Consider the following 20,332-nt stretch of genomic DNA (forward strand, 5'->3'; position numbering starts at 1 on the left):
TGTCCCCCGGGGGCCCCCACCCCCCCCGCCCGTGTTAGCCCGGGGGGGGCCCCCGGGGGGGGGACAGGGGTCCACTCGACGGGGGGGCCCCCCCCGGCCCGGGGCCGCCACCACGAGCGCTGTGTGCGCGGCCACCGCGTCGTGCACGGGCGCCATGTTGAGCGCGGCGGCGTCGAGGGCGACCAGGTAGAAGGTCGGCCTGTCGGCAGTCGGCGTCGACCCGGGCGCGTTCGGCGCCGAAGGCCGCCCCGATCTGGGTGTCAGGGTGCTGACGTCCCGCGCCGAGGGGGTGCCCACGGAGTGACCCGGGGTGGCGCTTTCGGTTCGCCCCGGCGGGCGTGGAGGGCGTGGTGGTCGAGCTCGTAGGCGACCCGGATCAGCGGGACATGGGTGAACGCCTGCGGAAAGTTGCCCAGTTGACGGCCGGCCCGCGGGTCGTACTCCTCGGCGAGCAGCCCGACGTCGTTGCGCAGCCCCAGCAGCCGCTCGTACAGGGCACGGGCCTCGTCCTCGCGGCCGATCAGCCGCAGGGCGTCCGCGAGCCAGAACGAGCAGGCGAGGAAGGCGCCCTCGCCGCCGACGAGGCCGTCCGGTGAGTCGGCGGTGCCGACCGAATAGCGGGCCACGAGCCCTCCGGTGACGAGTTCACGCCGGACGGCCTCGATGGTGCCGATCACACGTGGGTCGTCCGGCGGCAGAAACCCGGTCTGCGGGATCTGCAGCAGCGCGGCGTCGAGTGCGCGGGAGCCGTACGACTGGGTGAACGTCCCCCGTACCGGGTCGAACGCGTTCTCGCATACCTCGCGATGGATACGGTCGCGGACCGCCCGCCACCGCCCCACCGGGCCGGCTCGGCCGTGGTCCTCGGCCAACCGGACCGCCCGGTCGAAGGCGACCCAGCACATCACCTTGGAGTGGGTGTAGTGGCGTGGGGCGCCGCGCATCTCCCACAGCCCCTGGTCGGGCTCACCCCATACCCGCTCCAGGTGTTCCAGGAAGACCGACTGCAGGGAGTACAGGTGCTGTCGGGGGCGCAATCCGCAGCCGACGGCCAGGTGAATGGCGTCCATCACCTCGCCGGGGACGTCGAGTTGTCGCTGACCGGCCGCGGCGTTCCCGATCCGCACCGGGCGCGAACCCTCGTAGCCGGGCAGCCAGTCGGCCTCCCACTCGGTGAGCCGCCGCTCCCCCGCGATGCCGTACATGATCTGCACGTCCTCGGGCCGCCCCGCCACCGCCCGCTCCAGCCAGCCCCGCCAGGCGTCCGCCTCGGCGGTGAACCCGCTGCGCAACAGCGCCTCCAGGGTCATGCCCGCGTCCCGTAGCCAGCAGAAGCGGTAGTCCCAGTTCCGGACGCCCCCGATCTCCTCGGGCAGAGAGGTGGTCGGGGCGGCGACGATGCCACCGGTCGGCTGGTACGTCAGCGCCTTGAGGGTGATCAGGGAGCGGGCCACGGCGTCGCGGTACGGCCCGTCGTACGTCAGCCTGCGCAGCCAGCGCCGCCAGTACGACTCCGTGGTGCGCAGTGCCTCGAACGCGTCCACCTGTTCGGGAGCGGGCAGGTGGGAGGGGTGCCAGGTCAGCACGAAAGGGATGCGTTCGCCCGCCGTGACCGGGAAGACGGCGGTGTGGGCGGTGCCGTGGGCGACCGGCCGGACGGGGGTGCGCAGCCACACCGACTCGGGTCCCGCGATGCCCGTCAACCGGCCGTCACGTCGGCGCATCCAGGGCAGGACCCGGCCGTAGTCGAAGCGGAGCCGCAGCTCCATGCGCATGTCAACGGTACCGGAGAGGCCTTCGACGATGCGTACGACGCAGGGGGCGCCGGACTTGCGGCACGGCATGAAGTCGGTGACCAGGACCTGGCCCGCGGCCGTCTCCCACTCCGTCTCCAGGACCAGGGTGTCGTCCCGGTAGCGGCGGCGGGCGTACGGGCCGTTCTCGTCCGCCGGCGCGATGCGCCAGCGGCCGTTGTCCTCGTCGCCGAGGAGGGCGGCGAAGCAGGCGGGTGAGTCGAAGCGGGGGAGACAGAGCCAGTCGACGCTGCCGTCCTTGCCCACGAGGGCGGCGCTGAGGAGGTCGCCGATGAGGGCGTAGTCCTCGATACGGCCCGGTGTGGTGGTGGGCGGGCCGGGGGCGGGTCCTGGCATGGGGTCAGTTTCGGCGGGTGCGGGGGCGAGAGCATGTGGGGTGGGGCGTTCGAGTTGCCGTCATCGGATACGGACGGTTCGTCGGGTCCGGGCGATGGGTTCCGCCGCGCGTCGTACGTGGTTGGTGGCGCGGTTCCCCACCACCCTGGAGGGGCGCTCCCGCCGACCCACGTCGTCTCGGCGCCCGGCCCCACAGGCCCGTGCGTGGGACGACTGGCCTTGCGCCATCCCGGTACTCGGCCCGCGCGGGACCGGGACGACGGCCTTGTTCCGACGGCTCGACCGCGACATCGGTGAACGCCCGTGCACGTCCCACGGAAAGGACCGGCTTTTGAAGGCCTCGGAGATCTCCCCGACCGAGCGGATCCGTCTCCTCGCGGACATCCTCTCCGGCAGGCTCACGGTCGAAGACGCCGCCCGCCACCACGGCATCCCGGTGCGGGTCGTCCAGCAGTGGCTGCGGGAGATCCCGGTGGCCACGACGTCGACGGACCGGCCTGCCGCCCCGGGGACCCGCGCCCCGGCACCCTCGCACGAGGAGGGTCGGCGGCGTCCCCTGCCCCGGTGCCGGGTCGTCGTGGACGAGATGGTCCAAGGGCTCGGGCTCTGACCTGGGAGGCGTGCGGCGTATCCGTCTTCCCGGCCTACCCTCATCGCTTTCCTCAACCCTGCGCTCCCCCGCCATGAGACCGCGGAACACCCGCCCCATGGGCATCGGTTCGGCCCATGTCGTCGTCACCGGCGGGTCGAGCGGAATCGGCCCGGCCACGGCCCGGCTCCTCGCTGCACGTGGTGCAAACTCTCGCTCATCGCGCGGGGCGCGTAACCCCCGGGCGACGGCGGCGCAGGAGGTGTCGGCCGCGGCGGCGGCAGCGAGGTCCACGGCCAAGGGCGCGAGGTCCACGGCCAAGGGCGCGAGGTCCACAGCACAGGGTGGCGGCCGGTGCGACGCGGGGGTCGGTCGCCACGCTCGCCGCCGACGTGGCCGGCCGGACGTCCCTCACCCAGGCACTCGCCGAACTCGAGGACGAGCAGGCGCAGCCTGCGACATCCTGATCGCCTCGGCCGGGCTCGCCCGCCCGGGACACTTCCTCGACCTGCCCGACGACGTCTTCCGGCAGATGATCGAGATCGACTACTTCGGCACGCTCCACGCCGTACGGGCCGTCGCGCCCGGCATGGTGGAGCGTGGGCGCGGCAGTGTGGTCGCGGTGTCGTCCGCCGGTCTGCTCGTCGTCTTCCCGCCGGACGTGGACACCCGCAGTTCGCCGAGGAGAACCGGTGGAAGCCGGCGGAGACCCGGGGGATCGGCGGCACGATCAAGCCCCTCACGGCGGAGAAGGTCGCGGCGGCCATTGTGCAGGGCATCGACCAGCGGCGTTTCATGATCTGCCCGGACTCGGGCACCCTGGCACCAGCCCGCTTCGCCTGCGTGCTCATGCCGCTGCTCAACCGCGAGTTCGACCGCCGGGTCAGGGCGGTACACCGTTCGACGACCGGCCCTGACGGGGCAGCAGGAGGGTTGGCAGCGGGGCGCGGCACGGGAAGTCGGGGCTGAACCGGTCGGCACACCTGGCGCCCCGAAGGCGCCGGCCGAGGTATTCCACCGCACTGCGCCATGTGACATAGTACTGGCGTGACCGAGCGACTGACCTGCGACGTCGTGGTTGTCGGAGCGGGAATGGTGGGCGCGGCCTGTGCGCTGTACGCGGCCCGGGCGGGCCTTTCCGTCGCCGTGGTGGACCGTGGCCCGGTGGCCGGCGGCACGACGGGCGCCGGTGAGGGCAACCTCCTGGTCTCCGACAAGAAGCCGGGTCCCGAACTCGAACTCGCCCTGCTGTCCAACCGCCTGTGGGCGGAGCTGGCCGCCGAAGGGAACCTGGGCAAGGCGTTCGAGTACGAGCCGAAGGGCGGGGTCGTCGTCGCCACCGCGCCGGAAGGCCTCGCCGCGCTGGAGGAGTTCGCCGCCGGACAGCGCGCCGCCGGAGTCCGGGCGGTCACGGTGGCCGCGCGGCAACTGTCCGACCTGGAACCGCACTTGGCGCCCGGACTGGCGGGCGGCGTGCACTACCCGCAGGACGCCCAGGTCATGCCCACCCTCGCCGCCGCCCATCTCGTACGGGCCTCCGGCGCCCGTCTGCTCACCGGCCGGACGGTGACCGAGGTGCTGCGCACACCGGACGGTGCCGTACGCGGGGTACGGACGGACCGGGGCGACATCCACACCCCGGCGGTCGTGAACGCCGCCGGCACCTGGGGTGGAGAAGTGGCCGCGCTCGCCGGAGTCTGCCTGCCCGTCCTCCCCCGGCGCGGTTTCGTCCTGGTCACCGAACCGCTGCCGCCCCTGGTGCGGCACAAGGTGTACGCCGCCGACTACGTGGCCGACGTGGCCAGCGACTCGGCGGCGCTCCAGACCTCGCCGGTCGTCGAGGGCACGGCCGGCGGGCCGGTGCTGATCGGCGCGAGCCGCGAACGCGTCGGCTTCGACCGGTCGTTCTCGCTGCCCGTCGTACGGGCGCTGGCGGCCGGCGCGACCCGGCTGTTCCCGTTCCTGGAGCGCGTGCGGGCGATACGGACGTACGTCGGCTTTCGGCCGTACATGCCCGACCATCTACCGGCGATCGGGCCGGACCCCCGCGTCCCGGGACTGTTCCACGCCTGTGGCCACGAGGGTGCGGGGATCGGACTCGCCCCCGGCACCGGACAGTTGATCGCCCAGGCGCTCGGGGGCCGGAGGCCCGACCTGGACCTCGCGCCGTTCCGCCCGGACCGGTTCGACGCGTACGAGGGGGACACGGCATGAATCCGTTGGAACTCGCCGAGGCGGAACCGGGACCGGGACCGGCCTTCACCGTCACATGGGACGGCACCGAGATCAACGCTCTGCCCGGCCAGACGGTCGCCGCAGCGCTCTGGACCGCCGGGGTGACATCCTGGCGCACCACCCGGGGCGAGGGCCGGCCGCGCGGGATCTTCTGCGGCATCGGCGTCTGCTTCGACTGCCTCGTCACCGTCAACGACCGACCCAACCAACGGGCTTGCCTGGTGCCGGTCCGGCCCGGAGACACGATCCGCACCCAGGAGGGGACGGGCCATGAGCACTGACCGTGAGCCTTCACTCCCACACTTCGCGATCATCGGCGCGGGCCCCGCCGGACTCGCCGCGGCCCTGGCGGCGGCCGGGCAGGGTGTGCGGGTCACCGTGGTCGACTCGGCGGAGGCGCCCGGTGGCCAGTTCTACCGGCAGCCCTCGGCCGGCCTCGGCGCACGGCGTCCGCAGGCGCTGCACCACCGGTGGCGGACATGGCGGCGGCTGCGCGACGGCCTGGAACGGCAGGTCGCCGCAGGGCTCGTCACCCTGCGCCCCGACCACCACGTGTGGTGCGTGGAGCGGCGGGCGAGCGGCCCCCGGCGCCTCACGGTGCACGCGCTGCGCGGCCCCCTGCAGGAGGACCCCGTCGAGGTGCGTGCGGACGCCGTCCTGCTCGCGACCGGCGGCTACGAGAAGGTGCTGCCCTTCCCCGGCTGGACCCTGCCGGGCGTGGTCACCGCCGGAGGTGCGCAGGCCATGCTGAAGGGCGGGCTCGTGGTGTCCGGCCGGAGGGCGGTCGTCGCCGGGACCGGTCCGCTGCTGCTGCCGGTGGCGACCGGGCTCGCGGCGGCGGGTGTCACGGTGGCCGCGCTGGTGGAGTCCGCGGCGCCCACGGCCCTGGTGCGGCGGGCCGGAGCGCTGGTGGGCCGCGCGGACAAGCTCGCCGAAGGGGCCGGGTACGCGGCGCGGTTGCTGCGTCACCGGGTGCCCACCCTCGTACGGCACACCGTCGTCGAGGCGCACGGCGGCGACCGGCTGGAGGCCGTGACCGTCGCCGCGCTGGACGCCGAGGGGCGGGTGCGGCCCGGTGACAGGCTGCGGATCCCCTGCGACACGCTCGCCGTCGGGCACGGCATGCTCCCGCACACCGACCTGGCCGAAGCCCTCGGCTGCCGTGTCGAGTCCGACGGCCCACGCGTATGGGTCGACGACGAGCAGCGCACCGACGTCGCCGGCGTCTGGGCGGCCGGTGAGACCACCGGGATCGGGGGCGCGGCCCTCTCCCTGACCGAGGGGCACATCGCGGGACGGTCGGCCGCCGCCCGGCTCCGGGGCCGGGAACCGGATACGGGCGAGTGGGCGTCGGCCGCCGGGTCCCGGGAAGAGCTGCGGGAGTTCTTCCGTGTGCTCGACGCAGTGTTCGTACCGCCGGCGCACTGGACCGAGCAGGTCACCGACGGCACGGTCGTCTGCCGGTGCGAGGAGGTCACCGCCGGGGCGGTCCGCGAGGCCGTCGGGGAACTGGGCGCCGGGGACGTCCGGACGGTGAAGCTGCTCACCCGCGCGGGGATGGGGTGGTGCCAGGGCCGCATGTGCGGACCCGCGGTCGCGGGGGTCGCCGGATGCGCGGAGAGCGTGGCCCGACGACCGTTCGCCCGGCCGGTGCCGCTGGGGGTACTGGCCCGAGCGGGAGGCGCCGGACGGGCCGAGGATCCCGAGCATCCGGAGGGCCGGTCCCCGGACTGAGGCCGGGCGGCCGGCACCCCACAGCCGGACTGGGGCCGGGCGGCCGGCACCCCACAGCCGGACCGAGGCCGGGCGGCCGGTACCCCACAGTCCGGCGAGCCGCCCCCCGCACCCAGTGCCATGTCACACACCGTCGAGAGGGAATCCACCGTGCCGATCTCCGAGAACCGTCCCTGGCGTGGCGTCCTCGTCGCCACCGCCCTGCCCCTGCGCGAGGACCTGTCGATCGACTACGACAAGTACGCCGAGCACTGCGCCTGGCTGGTCGAGAACGGCTGCGACGGTGTCGTACCGAACGGCTCGCTCGGCGAGTACCAGGTGCTGACGTCCGAGGAGCGCACCAAGGTCGTCGAGACGGCCGTCGCCGCGATCGGCGGCACACGGGTGATGCCCGGGGTCGCGGCGTACGGGTCCGCCGAGTCCCGCCGCTGGGCCGAGCAGGCGCGGGACGCTGGCTGCGCGTCGGTGATGCTGCTGCCGCCGAACGCGTACCGCGCCGACGAGCGGTCCGTGCTCGCGCACTACGCGGAGGTCGCGAAGGCAGGTGTCCCGGTCGTGGCGTACAACAACCCGATCGACACCAAGGTCGACCTCGTCCCCGAACTGCTCGCGAAACTGCACGGCGAGGGGTGCATCCGGGCCGTGAAGGAGTTCTCCGGTGATGTCCGCCGGGCCTACCAGCTCGCCGAACTCGCTCCGGAACTCGACCTGTTGATCGGTGCCGACGATGTCCTGCTGGAGCTGGCGCTGGCGGGCGCCAAGGGCTGGGTGGCCGGCTATCCGAACGCACTGCCCGCCGCGACGGTGGAGCTGTACCACGCGGCGGTGGACGGTGATCTCGCCACGGCCAAGGCACTCTACGAGCAGTTGCACCCGTTGCTGCGCTGGGACTCCAAGGTCGAGTTCGTGCAGGCGATCAAGTTGTCCATGGACATCGTGGGCCGGCACGGGGGCCGCTGCCGTCCGCCCCGGGTGGAGCTGCTGCCGGAGCAGGAGGCCGTGATCCGCGCGGCCACCGAGAAGGCCGTCGCGGCGGGGCTCGCGTAAGCCCGGCGGGAAGGGAGACCGGTCATGCGCAGCAAACTCGTCCTGCACGCCGTCGACTCGCACACCGAGGGCATGCCCACCCGGGTGATCACGGGCGGGATCGGCACGATCCCCGGCGCGACCATGAACGAACGCCGGCTGTGGTTCCGTGAACACCGCGACGACGTCAGGCAGTTGCTGATGAACGAGCCACGCGGGCACGCGGCGATGAGCGGTGCGATCCTCCAGCCACCGACCCGCCCCGACTGCGACTACGGCGTCGTCTACATCGAGGTCTCCGGCTATCTGCCCATGTGCGGCCACGGGACGATCGGGGTCGCCACCGTGCTCGTCGAGACGGGCATGGTCGAGGTCGTGGAGCCGGTCACCACCGTCCGGCTCGACACCCCGGCGGGCGTCGTCGTGGCCGAGGTGGCGGTGGAGGACGGCGCGGCGAAGGCGGTCACCTTGCGGAACGTGCCGTCCTTCTCGGTCGGCCTGGACCGCAAGGCCTCCCTCGCCGACGGGCGGACGGTGACCTACGACCTCGCGTACGGCGGCAACTTCTACGCCATCCTGCCGCTGGAGCAGTTCGGTCTGCCCTTCGACCGCGGCCGCAAGGACGACATCCTCCGTGCCGGCCTCGCCCTGATGGACGCCGTCAACGCCGAAGCGGAACCCGTTCATCCGGAAGACCCGTCGATCCGCGGTCTCCACCACGTCCACCTGTACGCCCCGGGTGCCACCGCCCGGCACTCGCGGCACGCGATGGCCATCCACCCCGGCTGGTTCGACCGCTCGCCCTGCGGTACGGGCACCAGCGCGCGCATGGCACAACTGCACGCGCGGGGAGAACTGCCGTTGCACACCGAGTTCGTGAACGAGTCCTTCATCGGCACCCACTTCACCGGGCGGCTGCTCGGGGAGACCGAGGTCGCCGGTGTCCCGGCCGTGCTGCCCAGCTTCACCGGTCGCGCCTGGATCACCGGCACCGCCCAGTACCTGCTCGACCCGTCCGACCCGTTCCCCTCCGGATTCGTCCTCTAGGATTCCGGGACTCCAGGAGAGACCTCATGTCCCCCATGGCCTCGCAGCGCAACGGCGCCCCGTCCGCCTCGACGGCTACCGCCCCCGCTTCTCCGGCTCCCGCCCTGCCGGTGCTCGGCGGCAAGAAGAGCAGCTACCGCGAGCGGGTCGCCGACGCGCTGCGGGCCGCACTGATCGCCGGGGAGCTGCGGCCGGGCGAGGTGTACTCCGCGCCCGCGCTCGCCGGCCGCTTCGGTGTCTCGGCGACGCCGGTGCGCGAGGCCATGCTGGATCTGGCCAAGGAGGGCCTGGTCGACACCGTGCCCAACAAGGGGTTCCGGGTCACCGCCGTCACGGAGAGACAGCTCGACGAGTACACCCATGTCCGCTCGCTCATCGAGGTCCCGACCACCGTCGCACTTGCCCGGACCGCCGACCCGGTCTCGCTGGAGGCGCTGCGGCCGGCCGCGCGGGAGATCGTCGCCGCGGCGGCCGCCGGGGACCTCATCGCGTACGTCGAGGCGGACACCCGCTTCCACCTCGGTCTGCTCGCCCTCGCGGGCAACGCGCACCTCGTCGAGGTGGTCGGCGACCTGCGCAAACGCGCCCGCCTCTACGGTTTGACCGCGCTCGCCGAGTCCGGCCGGCTGCTGTCCTCGGCCAAGGAGCACCTGGAACTCCTGGACGCCCTCCTCGACCGGGACGAGGCCGCCGTGCACGCGGTGATGACCCGCCATCTCGGTCATGTGCGGGGGCTGTGGGCCGCCCACGACTGATCCCCGGACGAGGTCGCGGAAGGGATCGCGGAAGGGCGCATGGAGCCGGGGCGACGGGGCAGATGTGATCGGAGCGACGCGCACTCCCGGTGACGTGGAACGTATGATCGGCCAATGTCTGACATGACCGATACCACGCCTGGCTGGCTGCCGTCCGACGAACTCGAGTCGGCGCGCGCCCGGATGCCGATCCTGTACGTCGAGGCGGTGCCCGTGCGCGTCGACGACAGCGGCGAAGTCACGAGCATCGGCCTGCTGCTGCGCATCGGCCCGGACGGAGCGGTCAGCCGCAACCTGGTCTCCGGCCGCGTGATGCACCATGAGCGGGTGCGTGACGCCCTCCTGCGTCATCTGGAGAAGGACCTCGGCCCGGTGGCGCTGCCCCGTGTCCCGGCCTCGCTGCAGCCCTTCACCGTCGCCGAGTACTTCCCGACCCAGGGCATCACCCCGTTCCACGACCCGCGTCAGCACGCGGTGTCCCTCGCCTACATCGTGCCGGTGTCCGGCGACTGCCGTCCCCGGCAGGACGCGCTCGACCTGGTGTGGTTCAGCCCGCAGGAGGCGGCGTCGGCATCCGTCCAGAGCGAGATGCCCGGCGGGCAGGGGGTCCTGCTGAAGCAGGCGCTGGCCCATGTGGGGTGCCTGGCCTAGCTGGGCCTGTTGCGAGAGTGGCGCCTGTCGTGAGCGGGGCGGCGGGTGGCCGTCCGCAGTGTCTCCGCGGCGGGCGCCGCCAGTTCGGTCGCCGTGTCGCGGGCGACGGCGGCGCGGCCCGCCTCGCCCAACGCCTCGGCGAGACGGGCCTGGCCGAGCCAGTTGTAGGGGCTGTGGGGGCTCAGGCCGGTGCGCTCGCCGAGCAGCAGCCGGGCGAGGTCGTCACGGCGCGCGCGGAGGGTCGCCTCCAGCAGCGTGCGCTGGATGGCGTCCCGCTGGGCGTGGCTGCCGCCGAAGGTGTGCAGTCGGCGGCGGATCGGCCACAGCAGCTCCACCACCGCCGGATGGTCGCCACGGGCGTACGCCACCAGCGCCTCGCAGACGGGCAGGCCGATCTCGCCGGTCATCACCCTGTTGGTGTGCGGCCGGCCCCCGTCCTGGGCCCGTAGCCAGCGCCGCCGGTCGGCGACGAACTCGTCCGCCGTGTCCAGTCGCCCCGCCCCGGCGAAGGCCATGACGGCGTGCACATCGTTGAAGGCGTAGAACGGCGGGTCCTCGCGCGCGGCCCACGCGTCGGCGAGTTTCTGCCAGCGGGCGTCCTGGTCGAGGTCGGCCAGGAGGAACCGCCACAGCAGTGAGGCGGCGTCGAGGAGTTCCATGACGAACCCCGTCGAGTTCTCGTGGTGCAGCACGGTGTCGTAGATCCGCAGGGCCGTCCCGGTGTCACCGGCCTCCAGCGCGTACAGGGCGTAGTGCCACCAACTGTGCACCGTCAGTAGGCTGCCGCTCGCCCAGTCGTCGAGGCGGGCGTCGAGGAAGGCGATGCCCTCGGCGAAACGCCCCCGCATCTCGTGCACATGGGCCACGGCGTGGATGGCCCAGATGTCACCGGCGTTCCGTTCGACGGCGGTACGGGCCACCTCCTCGGCCCGGTCGTAGTGTCCCGACTCCTCCAGGCCGAACGCGTACATGCCCATCAGCGGGCCGCGGTGGGGTTCGTCCGCCGCCCAGGCGGGCAGCGCGCCGCCGATCCGGTCCCGCAGGCGTGTCGCGTCGCCGGTGAAGAAGTCGAGCTGGTGCCCCACGGCCAGGGCCAGCGGATCACGAGGGCACTCCACGACCAGCTCCTCCAGCACCTGCCCGGCCCTGCCGAGATCACCCGCGAGCCAGGCCTCCGCCGCCGCCATGTGCATACGCTCCCGCCGGGGCAGCGCCGAACGGTCCAGCCCGGCGGCGAAGTCCACGAACCGGCGGCGTGCCTCGTCGGCGTCACGCCATTCGGTCCCCAACACCCCCAGATAGGCGGCGAACGCCTGCGCCAGCGGCGAGGTCGGACACGCGGCCACCGCGTCCGTGACGGCGGTCGGGAACTCGGGCCGGAAGAACAACAGCCCCTCCACGGCCCGGTCCAGATGCGCCGCGCCCTCGGCGGTGCACTCGTGCAGGGGGTTGCCGTAGCGGTCGGTCACCATGGCGGCTCATCTCCGGCGCGTGTCGAGGGTCGTCGCCCGTCGGTCGTCGTGGCCGGCGACCCTGGGGGCACGGGGCACCGCGCCCTCCCCATCAAAGCGACCGGTGGTCCGTCCGGTCCACCGAGCACCCCCGACACACCCGGAATCACCACCGTGCGCCGCTCACCGCGCCGTGCCGACCATGGCCGGGGCCGGCGCCTCGGTCGCGTCGAGGCTGCGCAGGATGTCCTCGACCCGCTGCTTGGCGTCGCCGAAGAGCATCTGGCTGTTCTCCCGGAAGAAGAGCGGGTTCTGCACGCCCGCGTACCCGGTGGCCATGGACCGCTTGAAGACGACGACGTCGGCCGCCTCCCACACGTGCAGCACCGGCATCCCGGCGATGGGGCTGGCGGGGTCCTCGGTGGCGGCCGGGTTGACGGTGTCGTTGGCGCCGATGACCAGCACGACCGAGGTGGAGGCGAAGTCGTCGTTGATCTCGTCCATCTCCAGGACGATGTCGTACGGCACATTGGCCTCGGCGAGCAGCACGTTCATGTGGCCGGGCAGCCGGCCGGCGACCGGATGGATGCCGAAGCGCACCTCGACACCGCGCTCGCGCAGCTTGCGCGCCAGCTCGGCGACCGGGTACTGGGCCTGCGCGACCGCCATGCCGTAGCCCGGGGTGATGATCACCGAGGAGGCCTCGCGCAGCAGTTCCGCGGTGTCCTCCGCGCTGATCTCCCGGTGCTCTCCGTGATCCCGGTCGTCGCTCGCCACGGCCGGGGCCCCGAAGCCGCCCGCGATCACCGAGATGAAGGAACGGTTCATCGCCTTGCACATGATGTACGAGAGGTAGGCACCCGAAGAGCCGACCAGTGCGCCCGTGACGATCAGCAGGTTGTTGGCGAGCAGGAAGCCCGAGGCCGCCGCGGCCCAGCCCGAGTAGCTGTTGAGCATGGAGACGACCACCGGCATGTCACCACCGCCGATGGAGGCGACGAGGTGCGCGCCCAGGGCGAGGGCGATCACGGTGACCGCGATGAGCAGGCCCATGTGGGGCCGTACGACGAACGCCACGGTGAGCCCGGCGAACGCGACCAGCGCGCCGACGTTGAGGACGTGCTTGCCGGGCAGCGTGAGCGGTCGGGAGTCGATGCGTGCCGAGAGCTTCAGGTACGCGACGACCGAGCCCGTGAAGGTGACGGCGCCGATGAAGACCCCGATGAAGACCTCCGCGTGATGTATGCCCAGCAGGGATCCGCTGAGCTCGGCGTCGACGTCGAGATAGCCGTTCCAGCCGACGAACGCGGCGGCGAGCCCGACGAGGCTGTGCATGATGGCGATCAGTTCCGGCATGCCGGTCATCTCGACCACCCGGGCACGCCACAGTCCGATGCCCGCGCCGACGGCGGTGGCGACGCCGATCAGGGCGAGACCGGTGGCGGTGAGGCTCCGGGAGGCGAGACCGATGGTGGCGGCCGACGCGATGACCATGCCCGCGATGCCCCAGACGACTCCCGAGCGGGAGGTCCGGTGCCGCGAGAGTCCGGCGAGGCTGAGGACGAACAGCAGCGCGGCGACGACGTAGGCGGCCTGTGCGGCCGTGGCGGTGGTCATCCGTGATCAGCCTTTCGAGAACATGCCGAGCATGCGGCGGGTGACGGCGAATCCGCCGAAGATGTTGATGCTCGCCAGCAGGATCGCGGCGAACGACAGCACGGTGACGGCGGTGTTCCCGTGCCCGATCTGCAGCAGCGCGCCGACCACGACGATCCCGGAGATCGCGTTGGTGACCGACATCAGCGGGGTGTGCAGCGCGTGATGCACCTGGCCGATGACGTAGAAGCCGATGACGATCGCCAGGACGAAGACGGTGAAGTGGCCGATGAGCTCGCTCGGCGAGAAGGCGGTCACCAGGAAGAGCGCGAGCGCTCCAGCGCCCACGAGAGCGTACGAGGACCGCGCGGAGCGGGCGGGTTTCGCGGCCGTCCCGGCGGGCGCGGGGGCCTCCGGTGCCCCGGTGAGGGCGGGCGCGGCGGACACCTGCACCGGGGGCGGCGGCCAGGTTTTCCGGCCGTCGCGGACCACGGTCATCGACCGCTGTACCACGTCGTCGAAGTCGAGGACGAGCCGACCGTCCTTGTCGGGGGTGAGCAGTTTCATCAGGTTCACGAGGTTGGTGCCGTAGAGCTGCGAGGCCTGGGCGGGGAGCCTGCCGGGCAGGTCGGTGTAGCCGATGATCGTCACGTCGTTGTCGGTGACGACCGCCTTCCCGGCGACCGTCCCCTCGACGTTGCCGCCCTGTGCCGCGGCCATGTCGACGATCACGCTGCCGGGCTTCATGCGCGCGACGTCCTGGGCGGTGATGAGTCGTGGCGCCGGCCTGCCCGGAATCAGCGCGGTGGTGATGATGATGTCGACGTCGGCGGCCTGCTCGGCGTAGAGCCGTGCGGCCAGCCGGTTGTAGTCGTCCGAGGTGGCCTTGGCGTACCCGTCGGTGCTGGTCTCCTGTTCATCTCGTTCGTCCTGTTCGAGGCGTACCTCCAGGAACTCCCCGCCGAGCGAGCGCACCTGCTCGGCGACCTCGGGGCGCGGGTCGGTGGCACGGACCACGGCACCGAGGCTGTGTGCCGCGCCGATCGCCGCGAGTCCGGCGACCCCGGCACCGGCCACGAGGACCTTGGCCGGCGGCACCTTGCCGGCGGCGGTGACCTGACCGGTGAAGAAGCGGCCGAAGGCGTGGGCGGCCTCGACCACGGCCCGGTATCCGGCGATGTTCGCCATCGAGCTGAGGACGTCCAGGGACTGGGCGCGCGAGATGCGCGGGACGGCGTCCATGGCGAGCACGGTGATCGGCCGTCGCGCCAGTTCGTCGACGAGTTCCGGGTTCAGCGCGGGTCCGACGAGCGCGACCAGCGTCGCCCCGTCACGCAGTCGGCCGACCTCCTCGTTCGAGGGCGCGTTGACCTTCAGTACGATCTCCGCCGGCCAGGGGTCGCCGAGACGGGCGCCCGCCTCCTCGTAGGCCGCGTCGGAGAAACGGGACAGTTCTCCCGCCCCCGGTTCCACGACCACCTGGTACCCCAGGGCGAGGAGTCTGCCCACGGTGGCCGGTGTCGCCGCCACCCTGGTCTCGCCCGCGGTGGACTCGGCGGGTATGCCGATCCGCTGGGGGACCGTCGCCGGTTCCCCCTCCGTTGCCGGTTCCCGTTCCGATGGGACCATCGTCTGCCTCTTCCTCTCTCCTCGCCGACGTCCCGACCGACGTCCTGGCGTCGGGTCCGTCCGCCCGTGGTTTCGTGAGCTCGTCCATCCATCGGTGCCCGGATCCTCGGCGTTCGACCCTGCCGAGAGTTTCGAAATCAGTCGCGGGGACCCGGCGTCGCGTGATGTGGGAGGCGTCGCCGTGGACGAACTCCTGGTGACCGCGCCCGACGAATCCGAGGTGCGGTGCGCACAGGGTGTTCGGCAGCCGCGGCAACGGGGCCGCCCGGTCTCGGTCAGCGGCTCGTGCTCGAACACGTCGACCGCCGTTCGGCCGCCTTTTCAGGCGAGGGTACTGACTGAGCGGGCCGCCGGGCAGGACCATGCCCGTCCTCTGTCGCACCCCGCATGTCGATTTCCGAACGGGTCCGCGCGATATGACGCCGGATCAGTTCACGGCGGCCGGCCAGGGTACGAACGACTGCGCCACCATCGCGCTCGCCAGTGGTTCCGCTCGCTCGTCGGTGATGCGCACGGACCGCCCACGGACCCGGCAACAAAACATGACGAAGGCCGTACCGAATCCTTCGGTACGGCCTTCGACCTGCGCTTTCGCAAGTCGGGACGACAGGATTTGAACCTGCGACCCCTTGACCCCCAGTCAAGTGCGCTACCAAGCTGCGCCACGTCCCGTTGCCCGTCTGACCTGGGGTTTCCCCTGGCTGAACGCGCACGGAAACAATACCGCACTCGGGCCGGTGATCGCGCACCGGTTTACGGGGGCGGCGGGAGGCCGCCACACCGGTGGCGCTTGACCTGAAATTTGGTTGAGGTTGCACGGTGTTCTGTATGACGACGACCGCGGAGCGTGCATACGGGTTCACTGACCTGCCCGGACTGATGGGCCTGATGACGGTGGCGAGAAGCACGGGCCGGCGGCCCCGTCCACGCTGGATGTGCACGGGGTCGTCGTCGCCGTGGGGCCGATGCTCGACCCCGTCCTCGCCGCCACGGAGGGGCTGGAGGTGACCGTGCTCTACGAGACCACCGTCCGGCCCTTCGACTCGGCCGCGCTGCGCCGGGCCACTCGGACGGCGGGCACGGATGTCGTCCTCGTCGAGCCGTACCTGGCGGGCACCTCGACGGCCGCCGCGAACGACGCGCTCGCCGACGTACCGCACCGCGTGCTCGGACTGAAGGTCGGACGGCGGCAACTACGGCGGTACGGGCAGGTCGAGGAGCACGTGGCCGCGCACGGGTGGACGCGGCCTCGCTACGGGAACGGATCGGTGGGTTCCTGGGCCAGGAACCTTCCTGATGGATGGATTGATGGATCAGCGGGCTCCTGGGCCGGTCGGCGGATGTGTCAGTCGGCGGCCGGGAGCCCCAACTCCGGGTATGAGTCGAGGAGTCGGGGCGGGGCCGCCTGGCGCCAGGAGTCGGCGAGGATGTCGCGCAGCTCCGGCTCGTCCTCCAGGGCGGCCAGCCGTACCCGTACCCATGCGAAGCCCGCCTCGTGGTCGGCGATCCAGAACTTCTCGGGCTCCGCGAGGACCAGTTCGTCGCGCTCGTCCTTCGGGCAGCGCACGGCCATGGACGTCTCGTCTTCCGGCAGGGTCGCGAACATCTTCTCCGCCACCCGGAACGTGGGCATGCTCCAGGCGACCTTCTCCGTGGTGTCGGGCAGGGAGAGGGCGACTCTGCGTACGTCTTCTGCATCGGGCATGGGACGCACGGTATCGGTCGCCACCGACAATCACCTGGCAGGTTTCCCGGCCCCACCGCTTGTGGTGGATCGACATGGCCTCGGGGTCCCATGGGGTTCGCCGCGTGGTCCGGGAATCGTCCCGTGCAGGTCCGGCCGCTCCCGCCGTAGAGGTCTCGGGTCCCCCATCCGCATGCGCATCCGCATCCGCATCCGCATCCGCATCCGCATCCGCACCGCATCCGCAGGACAGTCCCCGGTGGCAGGCCGGTGCCCGGCCTCATGGTCGGTCACCCGGGGGGTGCCGCTCTCACTCCGCCGCCTCCCCCAACGCCTCCAGCACCGGCCGGATCAGCGGATGCCCCTCCGCGCCCCGGCGAACGGCGGCGAAGACCCGGCGGGTGGGGGCGACGCCGTCGACGGGGCGTACGACGACGCCCGTGAGGTCCATGGCTCGCAGGGCCGAGCGGGGCACGAGGGCGACGCCCGCGTCGGCGGAGGCGAGGGCGACGACGGCGCGGAAGTCGTCGGAGGAGTGTTCGAGGCGAGGCTGGAAGCCTGCGTTCTCGCAGGCCAGGACGACCACGTCGTGACAGGGGTTGCCGGGGTACGGGCCGATCCACGGGTCCTTGGCCAGCTCGGCGAGTGGCACCTCGGCCGTGTCGGCGAGACGGTGCCTGACGGGCACCACCGCGTCGAAGGGCTCGGCGTACAGCGGGACATGGGTCAGGCGTGGGTCGTCGGCGGCCGGGGCGCCCCGGTACTCGACGGCGACGGCGATGTCGACCTGCCGGTCCAGGACCATCGGGAGGCTGGCGTCCCCCTCCGCGTCCTGGACACGGATACGGATGCCGGGCGCGGAGTCGGCGAGACGGGCCAGCGCGGGCGCGACGACCTGGGCGATGCCGGTGGCGAAGGAGGCGACCGTCACCGTGCCGGCCGCGCCCGAGCCGTACGCGGCCAGTTCCGCCGCCGCCCGCTCCAGCTGGGCGAGGACCGCGTTGGTGTGGCCGAGCAGGATCTCGCCGGCCGGGGTCAGCCGTACGCCCTTCGCGCCACGCTCGACCAGGCGGTGGCCCGTCTCCTGCTCCAGGGCGGTGAGCTGCTGGGAGACGGCGGAGGGGGTGAGATAGAGCGCGGCGGCAGCCGCCGTCACCGTGCGGTGGTCGGCCACCGCACGGAGGATGTGGAGCCGCCGTGCTTCGATCATGGGATCGATTCTCTCAAATGCGCGCTTTTCCCTGCTCGGGCACGGCTCAGGCCTCCAGCTCGGCGCGTGCGGCCACGAACGCGTCCACGGCCCGGTGCACGTCGTCCGTCGAGTGCGCGGCGGAGAGCTGGACGCGGATGCGGGCCTGGCCCTGCGGGACGACCGGGTAGGAGAAGCCGATCACATAGACGCCGCGTTCCAGGAGCAGCTCGGCCAGGCGTCCCGCCTTCGCCGCGTCGCCGATCATGACAGGGGCGATGGGGTGGTCGCCCGGGAGGATGTCGAAGCCCTCCTCGGTCATCCGGCGGCGGAACAGCGCGGTGTTCTCGGCGAGGCGGACGCGCAGGTCGTCGGCGGACTCCAGGAGGTCGAGGACCTTGAGCGAGGCCGCCGCGATCACCGGGGCGAGCGTGTTGGAGAAGAGGTACGGGCGGGAGCGCTGGCGCAGCAGGGCGACGATCTCGGCGCGGGCGGCGACGTAACCGCCGGAGGCGCCGCCGAGGGCCTTGCCGAGGGTGCCGGTGATGATGTCGACGCGGTCCATGACACCGTGCAGTTCGGGGGTGCCGCGGCCGCCGGGGCCCGTGAAGCCGACGGCGTGGGAGTCGTCGACCATGACCATGGCGTCGTGGCGGTCGGCGAGGTCGCAGATCTCCCGGAGGGGGGCCACATAGCCGTCCATGGAGAAGACGCCGTCGGTGACGATCAGCTTGCGGCGGGCGCCGCCCTCGTCGGCCTCCTTCAACTGCCGTTCCAGATCGGCCAGATCGCGGTTGGCGTACCGGAAACGGCGGGCCTTCGACAGCCGGATGCCGTCGATGACCGAGGCGTGGTTGAGGGCGTCGGAGATCACCGCGTCCTCGGGGCCGAGCAGCGTCTCGAAGACACCCCCGTTGGCGTCGAAGCAGGAGGAGTACAGAATCGTGTCCTCCTGACCGAGGAACGCCGACAGCCGGGCCTCCAGTTCCTTGTGCACCTCCTGCGTGCCGCAGATGAAGCGGACGGACGCCATGCCGTAGCCCCAGCGGTCGAGGGCCTCGTGGGCGGCGGTGATCACCTCGGGGTGGTCGGCGAGACCGAGGTAGTTGTTCGCGCAGAAGTTGAGGACCTCGCCGGGGCGACCGCCGGCGGTGACGGCTACGGCCCTGGACTGCGGGGTGCCGATGACCCGCTCGGGCTTGTGCAGACCGGCGGCACGGATCTCGTCGAGGGTGGCGCGGAGGTCGTCGCGCACGGAGTCGAACATCAGAGGGCTCCTAGGGTGCGATGAGAGAGCGAGTGAGCCGAAGGGGCGCGCCTGTGTCGAGAGGGCGAACGCGCGCAGGCCCGACGGAGGAGGGTCGAGCACGATCGGCCGCCCGACGCAGGCTTTGGCGCCGCGGAGGCGAACCGAGCCGAAATTCAGACAGTCCAGTCGAGGATGACCTTGCCGCCGCTGCCGCTCGCCGCGTCCGCGAATGCCGCCTCGTGGTCGCGGTACCCGTACCGGCCGGTGATCACGGGGGCGAGGTCGAGTCCGCGCTCCAGAAGCACCGTCATCGCGTACCAGGTCTCGAACATCTCACGGCCGTAGATCCCCTTGATGGTGATCATGGAGGTGACGATCCTGGACCAGTCGACCGAGAACTCCTCGGCGGGCAGTCCGAGCATCGCGATCCGGCCGCCATGCGTCATGTTGGCGATCATGTCGCGCATGGCTTCCGGGCGACCGGACATCTCCAGGCCGATGTCGAAGCCCTCACGCAGGCCCAACTCCCGCTGCCCGTCGGCGATGGACGACTCCGCCACGTTGAGCGCGAGGCTCACTCCGATCTTGCGGGCGAGCGCGAGCCGTTCCTCGCTGACATCGGTGATCACGACATTGCGGGCGCCCGCGTGCCGGGCCACCGCCGCCGCCATCAGACCGATGGGCCCGGCGCCGGTGATCAGGACGTCCTCGCCGACCAGCGGGAAGGACAGCGCGGTGTGCACGGCGTTGCCGAACGGGTCGAAGACGGCGGCCACGTCGAGGTCGACGGGCACACGATGGACCCAGACGTTGCCTGCCGGCAGGGCGACGTACTCGGCGAAGGCACCGTCGCGACCCACGCCCAGGCCGACCGTGGCACGGCACAGGTGACGGCGGCCGGCGAGACAGTTGCGGCACCTGCCGCACACCAGGTGGCCCTCGCCGCTGACCCGGTCGCCGACCTGGATGTCGGCGACGTCACGGCCGGTCCCGACGACCTCGCCGACGAACTCGTGGCCGACCACGAGCGGTGTACGGACGGCCTGCCGGGCCCAGCCGTCCCAGGACCGGATGTGCAGGTCCGTGCCGCAGATCCCGGTCCGGAGGACCTTGATCAGTACGTCGCCGGGGCCGATCTCGGGCTCCGGGACGTCCACGAGCCACAGTCCGGGCTCCGCCTTCTCCTTGACCAGTGCCTTCACGCTACGGCTCCTGTGGGTGAGGTCCCGGCGCGGAGCACGACGATGAGACCCGTACCGGGGAGAGGGGTGGGATCGCTGAGCAATCTGCCGTACGGCGGCGCCCCGGGTCCATCGAGGTTTTCTTAACCTCCGCCGCAGCTTTCCT

Annotated in this window: 18 protein-coding genes, 1 tRNA gene and 1 pseudogene; 11 read left to right on the forward strand and 9 right to left on the reverse strand. The window is 72.1% G+C overall.

What is annotated here, in order from left to right:
* Positions 1 to 260: 260 nt before the first annotated feature.
* A complete protein-coding gene (locus tag ACFY9I_RS00005) occupies positions 261 to 2,150 on the reverse strand; it encodes a glycoside hydrolase family 15 protein (RefSeq protein ID WP_390994380.1) in 1,890 nt (629 codons plus the stop codon).
* A 331-nt stretch (positions 2,151 to 2,481) separates the two neighbouring features.
* On the opposite strand from ACFY9I_RS00005, the gene ACFY9I_RS00010 reads away from it, so the two are divergent.
* From ACFY9I_RS00010 to ACFY9I_RS00055, 10 genes are all read left to right on the forward strand, one after another.
* The gene (locus ACFY9I_RS00010) at positions 2,482 to 2,760 is read left to right on the forward strand and encodes a hypothetical protein (protein ID WP_390994383.1); all 279 of its coding nucleotides are present in this window, start codon (positions 2,482 to 2,484) and stop codon (positions 2,758 to 2,760) included.
* A 323-nt stretch (positions 2,761 to 3,083) separates the two neighbouring features.
* Complete coding sequence (locus tag ACFY9I_RS00015) at positions 3,084 to 3,206, forward strand: hypothetical protein (RefSeq protein WP_390995771.1); 123 nt, start codon at positions 3,084 to 3,086, stop codon at positions 3,204 to 3,206.
* A 41-nt stretch (positions 3,207 to 3,247) separates the two neighbouring features.
* Positions 3,248 to 3,538: an SDR family NAD(P)-dependent oxidoreductase gene (locus ACFY9I_RS00020; RefSeq protein WP_390995645.1), complete on the forward strand. Its 291-nt coding sequence runs from the start codon at positions 3,248 to 3,250 to the stop codon at positions 3,536 to 3,538.
* A 248-nt stretch (positions 3,539 to 3,786) separates the two neighbouring features.
* The gene (locus ACFY9I_RS00025; protein WP_390994386.1) at positions 3,787 to 4,953 is read left to right on the forward strand and encodes an FAD-dependent oxidoreductase; all 1,167 of its coding nucleotides are present in this window, start codon (positions 3,787 to 3,789) and stop codon (positions 4,951 to 4,953) included.
* Positions 4,950 to 5,255: a 2Fe-2S iron-sulfur cluster-binding protein gene (locus ACFY9I_RS00030; RefSeq protein ID WP_390994389.1), complete on the forward strand. Its 306-nt coding sequence runs from the start codon at positions 4,950 to 4,952 to the stop codon at positions 5,253 to 5,255. Before ACFY9I_RS00025 ends, ACFY9I_RS00030 begins: the two co-directional genes overlap by 4 nt.
* Positions 5,245 to 6,708: an FAD-dependent oxidoreductase gene (locus ACFY9I_RS00035; protein WP_390994392.1), complete on the forward strand. Its 1,464-nt coding sequence runs from the start codon at positions 5,245 to 5,247 to the stop codon at positions 6,706 to 6,708. Before ACFY9I_RS00030 ends, ACFY9I_RS00035 begins: the two co-directional genes overlap by 11 nt.
* A 120-nt stretch (positions 6,709 to 6,828) precedes the next feature.
* Positions 6,829 to 7,755 carry a dihydrodipicolinate synthase family protein gene (locus ACFY9I_RS00040; protein ID WP_390994394.1) on the forward strand — a complete coding sequence of 309 codons (927 nt, stop codon included), beginning with the start codon at positions 6,829 to 6,831 and terminating at the stop codon, positions 7,753 to 7,755.
* A gap of 24 nt (positions 7,756 to 7,779) precedes the next feature.
* Complete coding sequence (locus tag ACFY9I_RS00045; protein WP_390994396.1) at positions 7,780 to 8,781, forward strand: proline racemase family protein; 1,002 nt, start codon at positions 7,780 to 7,782, stop codon at positions 8,779 to 8,781.
* A gap of 35 nt (positions 8,782 to 8,816) precedes the next feature.
* Positions 8,817 to 9,536 (forward strand): FCD domain-containing protein, encoded by a 720-nt coding sequence (locus tag ACFY9I_RS00050; protein ID WP_390995648.1) that lies wholly within the window; start codon positions 8,817 to 8,819, stop codon positions 9,534 to 9,536.
* Positions 9,537 to 9,659: 123 nt separating this feature from the next.
* Complete coding sequence (locus tag ACFY9I_RS00055; protein WP_390995650.1) at positions 9,660 to 10,187, forward strand: DUF4916 domain-containing protein; 528 nt, start codon at positions 9,660 to 9,662, stop codon at positions 10,185 to 10,187.
* On the opposite strand, the gene ACFY9I_RS00060 is transcribed toward ACFY9I_RS00055, so the two are convergent.
* The 4 genes from ACFY9I_RS00060 to ACFY9I_RS00075 all read right to left on the reverse strand — a co-directional run bounded on the left by ACFY9I_RS00060 (position 10,184) and on the right by ACFY9I_RS00075 (position 15,535).
* Positions 10,184 to 11,659 carry a tetratricopeptide repeat protein gene (locus tag ACFY9I_RS00060; protein WP_390994398.1) on the reverse strand — a complete coding sequence of 492 codons (1,476 nt, stop codon included), beginning with the start codon at positions 11,657 to 11,659 and terminating at the stop codon, positions 10,184 to 10,186. The two genes, ACFY9I_RS00055 and ACFY9I_RS00060, sit on opposite strands and share 4 nt — an antisense overlap.
* 162 nt (positions 11,660 to 11,821) lie before the next feature.
* Positions 11,822 to 13,255 carry a Re/Si-specific NAD(P)(+) transhydrogenase subunit beta gene (gene pntB / locus ACFY9I_RS00065; protein WP_390994401.1) on the reverse strand — a complete coding sequence of 478 codons (1,434 nt, stop codon included), beginning with the start codon at positions 13,253 to 13,255 and terminating at the stop codon, positions 11,822 to 11,824.
* Between the two features lie 6 nt (positions 13,256 to 13,261).
* Complete coding sequence (locus ACFY9I_RS00070; RefSeq protein ID WP_390994403.1) at positions 13,262 to 14,863, reverse strand: Re/Si-specific NAD(P)(+) transhydrogenase subunit alpha; 1,602 nt, start codon at positions 14,861 to 14,863, stop codon at positions 13,262 to 13,264.
* Positions 14,864 to 15,461: 598 nt separating this feature from the next.
* A tRNA-Pro gene (locus ACFY9I_RS00075) sits at positions 15,462 to 15,535 on the reverse strand.
* Between the two features lie 269 nt (positions 15,536 to 15,804).
* Between ACFY9I_RS00075 and ACFY9I_RS00080 the strand changes: the two are divergent.
* A pseudogene (locus ACFY9I_RS00080) lies at positions 15,805 to 16,160 on the forward strand (transketolase); the annotation flags it as partial.
* A gap of 48 nt (positions 16,161 to 16,208) precedes the next feature.
* Here ACFY9I_RS00080 and ACFY9I_RS00085 read toward each other — a convergent pair.
* The 4 genes from ACFY9I_RS00085 to tdh form a co-directional block, all read right to left on the reverse strand.
* Entirely contained in the window at positions 16,209 to 16,568 is a 360-nt protein-coding gene (locus ACFY9I_RS00085; RefSeq protein ID WP_390994406.1) for an MmcQ/YjbR family DNA-binding protein, read from the reverse strand.
* A 289-nt stretch (positions 16,569 to 16,857) separates the two neighbouring features.
* On the reverse strand, positions 16,858 to 17,757 hold the full coding sequence (locus ACFY9I_RS00090; protein ID WP_390994409.1) for a LysR substrate-binding domain-containing protein: 900 nt from the start codon (positions 17,755 to 17,757) through the stop codon (positions 16,858 to 16,860).
* 46 nt (positions 17,758 to 17,803) lie between these two features.
* Positions 17,804 to 19,003: a glycine C-acetyltransferase gene (locus ACFY9I_RS00095; protein ID WP_390994411.1), complete on the reverse strand. Its 1,200-nt coding sequence runs from the start codon at positions 19,001 to 19,003 to the stop codon at positions 17,804 to 17,806.
* Between the two features lie 155 nt (positions 19,004 to 19,158).
* Complete coding sequence (tdh, locus tag ACFY9I_RS00100) at positions 19,159 to 20,187, reverse strand: L-threonine 3-dehydrogenase (RefSeq protein ID WP_390994414.1); 1,029 nt, start codon at positions 20,185 to 20,187, stop codon at positions 19,159 to 19,161.
* Positions 20,188 to 20,332 lie beyond the last annotated feature (145 nt).

The sequence above is a fragment of the Streptomyces sp. NPDC012510 genome (assembly GCF_042955065.1).
Lineage (GTDB): Bacteria > Actinomycetota > Actinomycetes > Streptomycetales > Streptomycetaceae > Streptomyces.

Excerpts from the sequence above, each read along its gene's own strand:
- ACFY9I_RS00005 (WP_390994380.1), bottom strand. The coding sequence starts at position 2,150 with ATGCCAGGACCCGCCCCCGGCCCGCCCACCACCACACCGGGCCGTATC.
- ACFY9I_RS00030 (WP_390994389.1), top strand. The coding sequence starts at position 4,950 with ATGAATCCGTTGGAACTCGCCGAGGCGGAACCGGGACCGGGACCGGCC.
- ACFY9I_RS00035 (WP_390994392.1), top strand. The coding sequence starts at position 5,245 with ATGAGCACTGACCGTGAGCCTTCACTCCCACACTTCGCGATCATCGGC.
- ACFY9I_RS00040 (WP_390994394.1), top strand. The coding sequence starts at position 6,829 with ATGTCACACACCGTCGAGAGGGAATCCACCGTGCCGATCTCCGAGAAC.
- ACFY9I_RS00045 (WP_390994396.1), top strand. The coding sequence starts at position 7,780 with ATGCGCAGCAAACTCGTCCTGCACGCCGTCGACTCGCACACCGAGGGC.
- ACFY9I_RS00050 (WP_390995648.1), top strand. The coding sequence starts at position 8,817 with ATGGCCTCGCAGCGCAACGGCGCCCCGTCCGCCTCGACGGCTACCGCC.
- ACFY9I_RS00055 (WP_390995650.1), top strand. The coding sequence starts at position 9,660 with ATGACCGATACCACGCCTGGCTGGCTGCCGTCCGACGAACTCGAGTCG.
- ACFY9I_RS00060 (WP_390994398.1), bottom strand. The coding sequence starts at position 11,659 with ATGGTGACCGACCGCTACGGCAACCCCCTGCACGAGTGCACCGCCGAG.
- pntB (WP_390994401.1), bottom strand. The coding sequence starts at position 13,255 with ATGACCACCGCCACGGCCGCACAGGCCGCCTACGTCGTCGCCGCGCTG.
- ACFY9I_RS00070 (WP_390994403.1), bottom strand. The coding sequence starts at position 14,863 with ATGGTCCCATCGGAACGGGAACCGGCAACGGAGGGGGAACCGGCGACG.
- ACFY9I_RS00085 (WP_390994406.1), bottom strand. The coding sequence starts at position 16,568 with ATGCCCGATGCAGAAGACGTACGCAGAGTCGCCCTCTCCCTGCCCGAC.
- ACFY9I_RS00090 (WP_390994409.1), bottom strand. The coding sequence starts at position 17,757 with ATGATCGAAGCACGGCGGCTCCACATCCTCCGTGCGGTGGCCGACCAC.
- ACFY9I_RS00095 (WP_390994411.1), bottom strand. The coding sequence starts at position 19,003 with ATGTTCGACTCCGTGCGCGACGACCTCCGCGCCACCCTCGACGAGATC.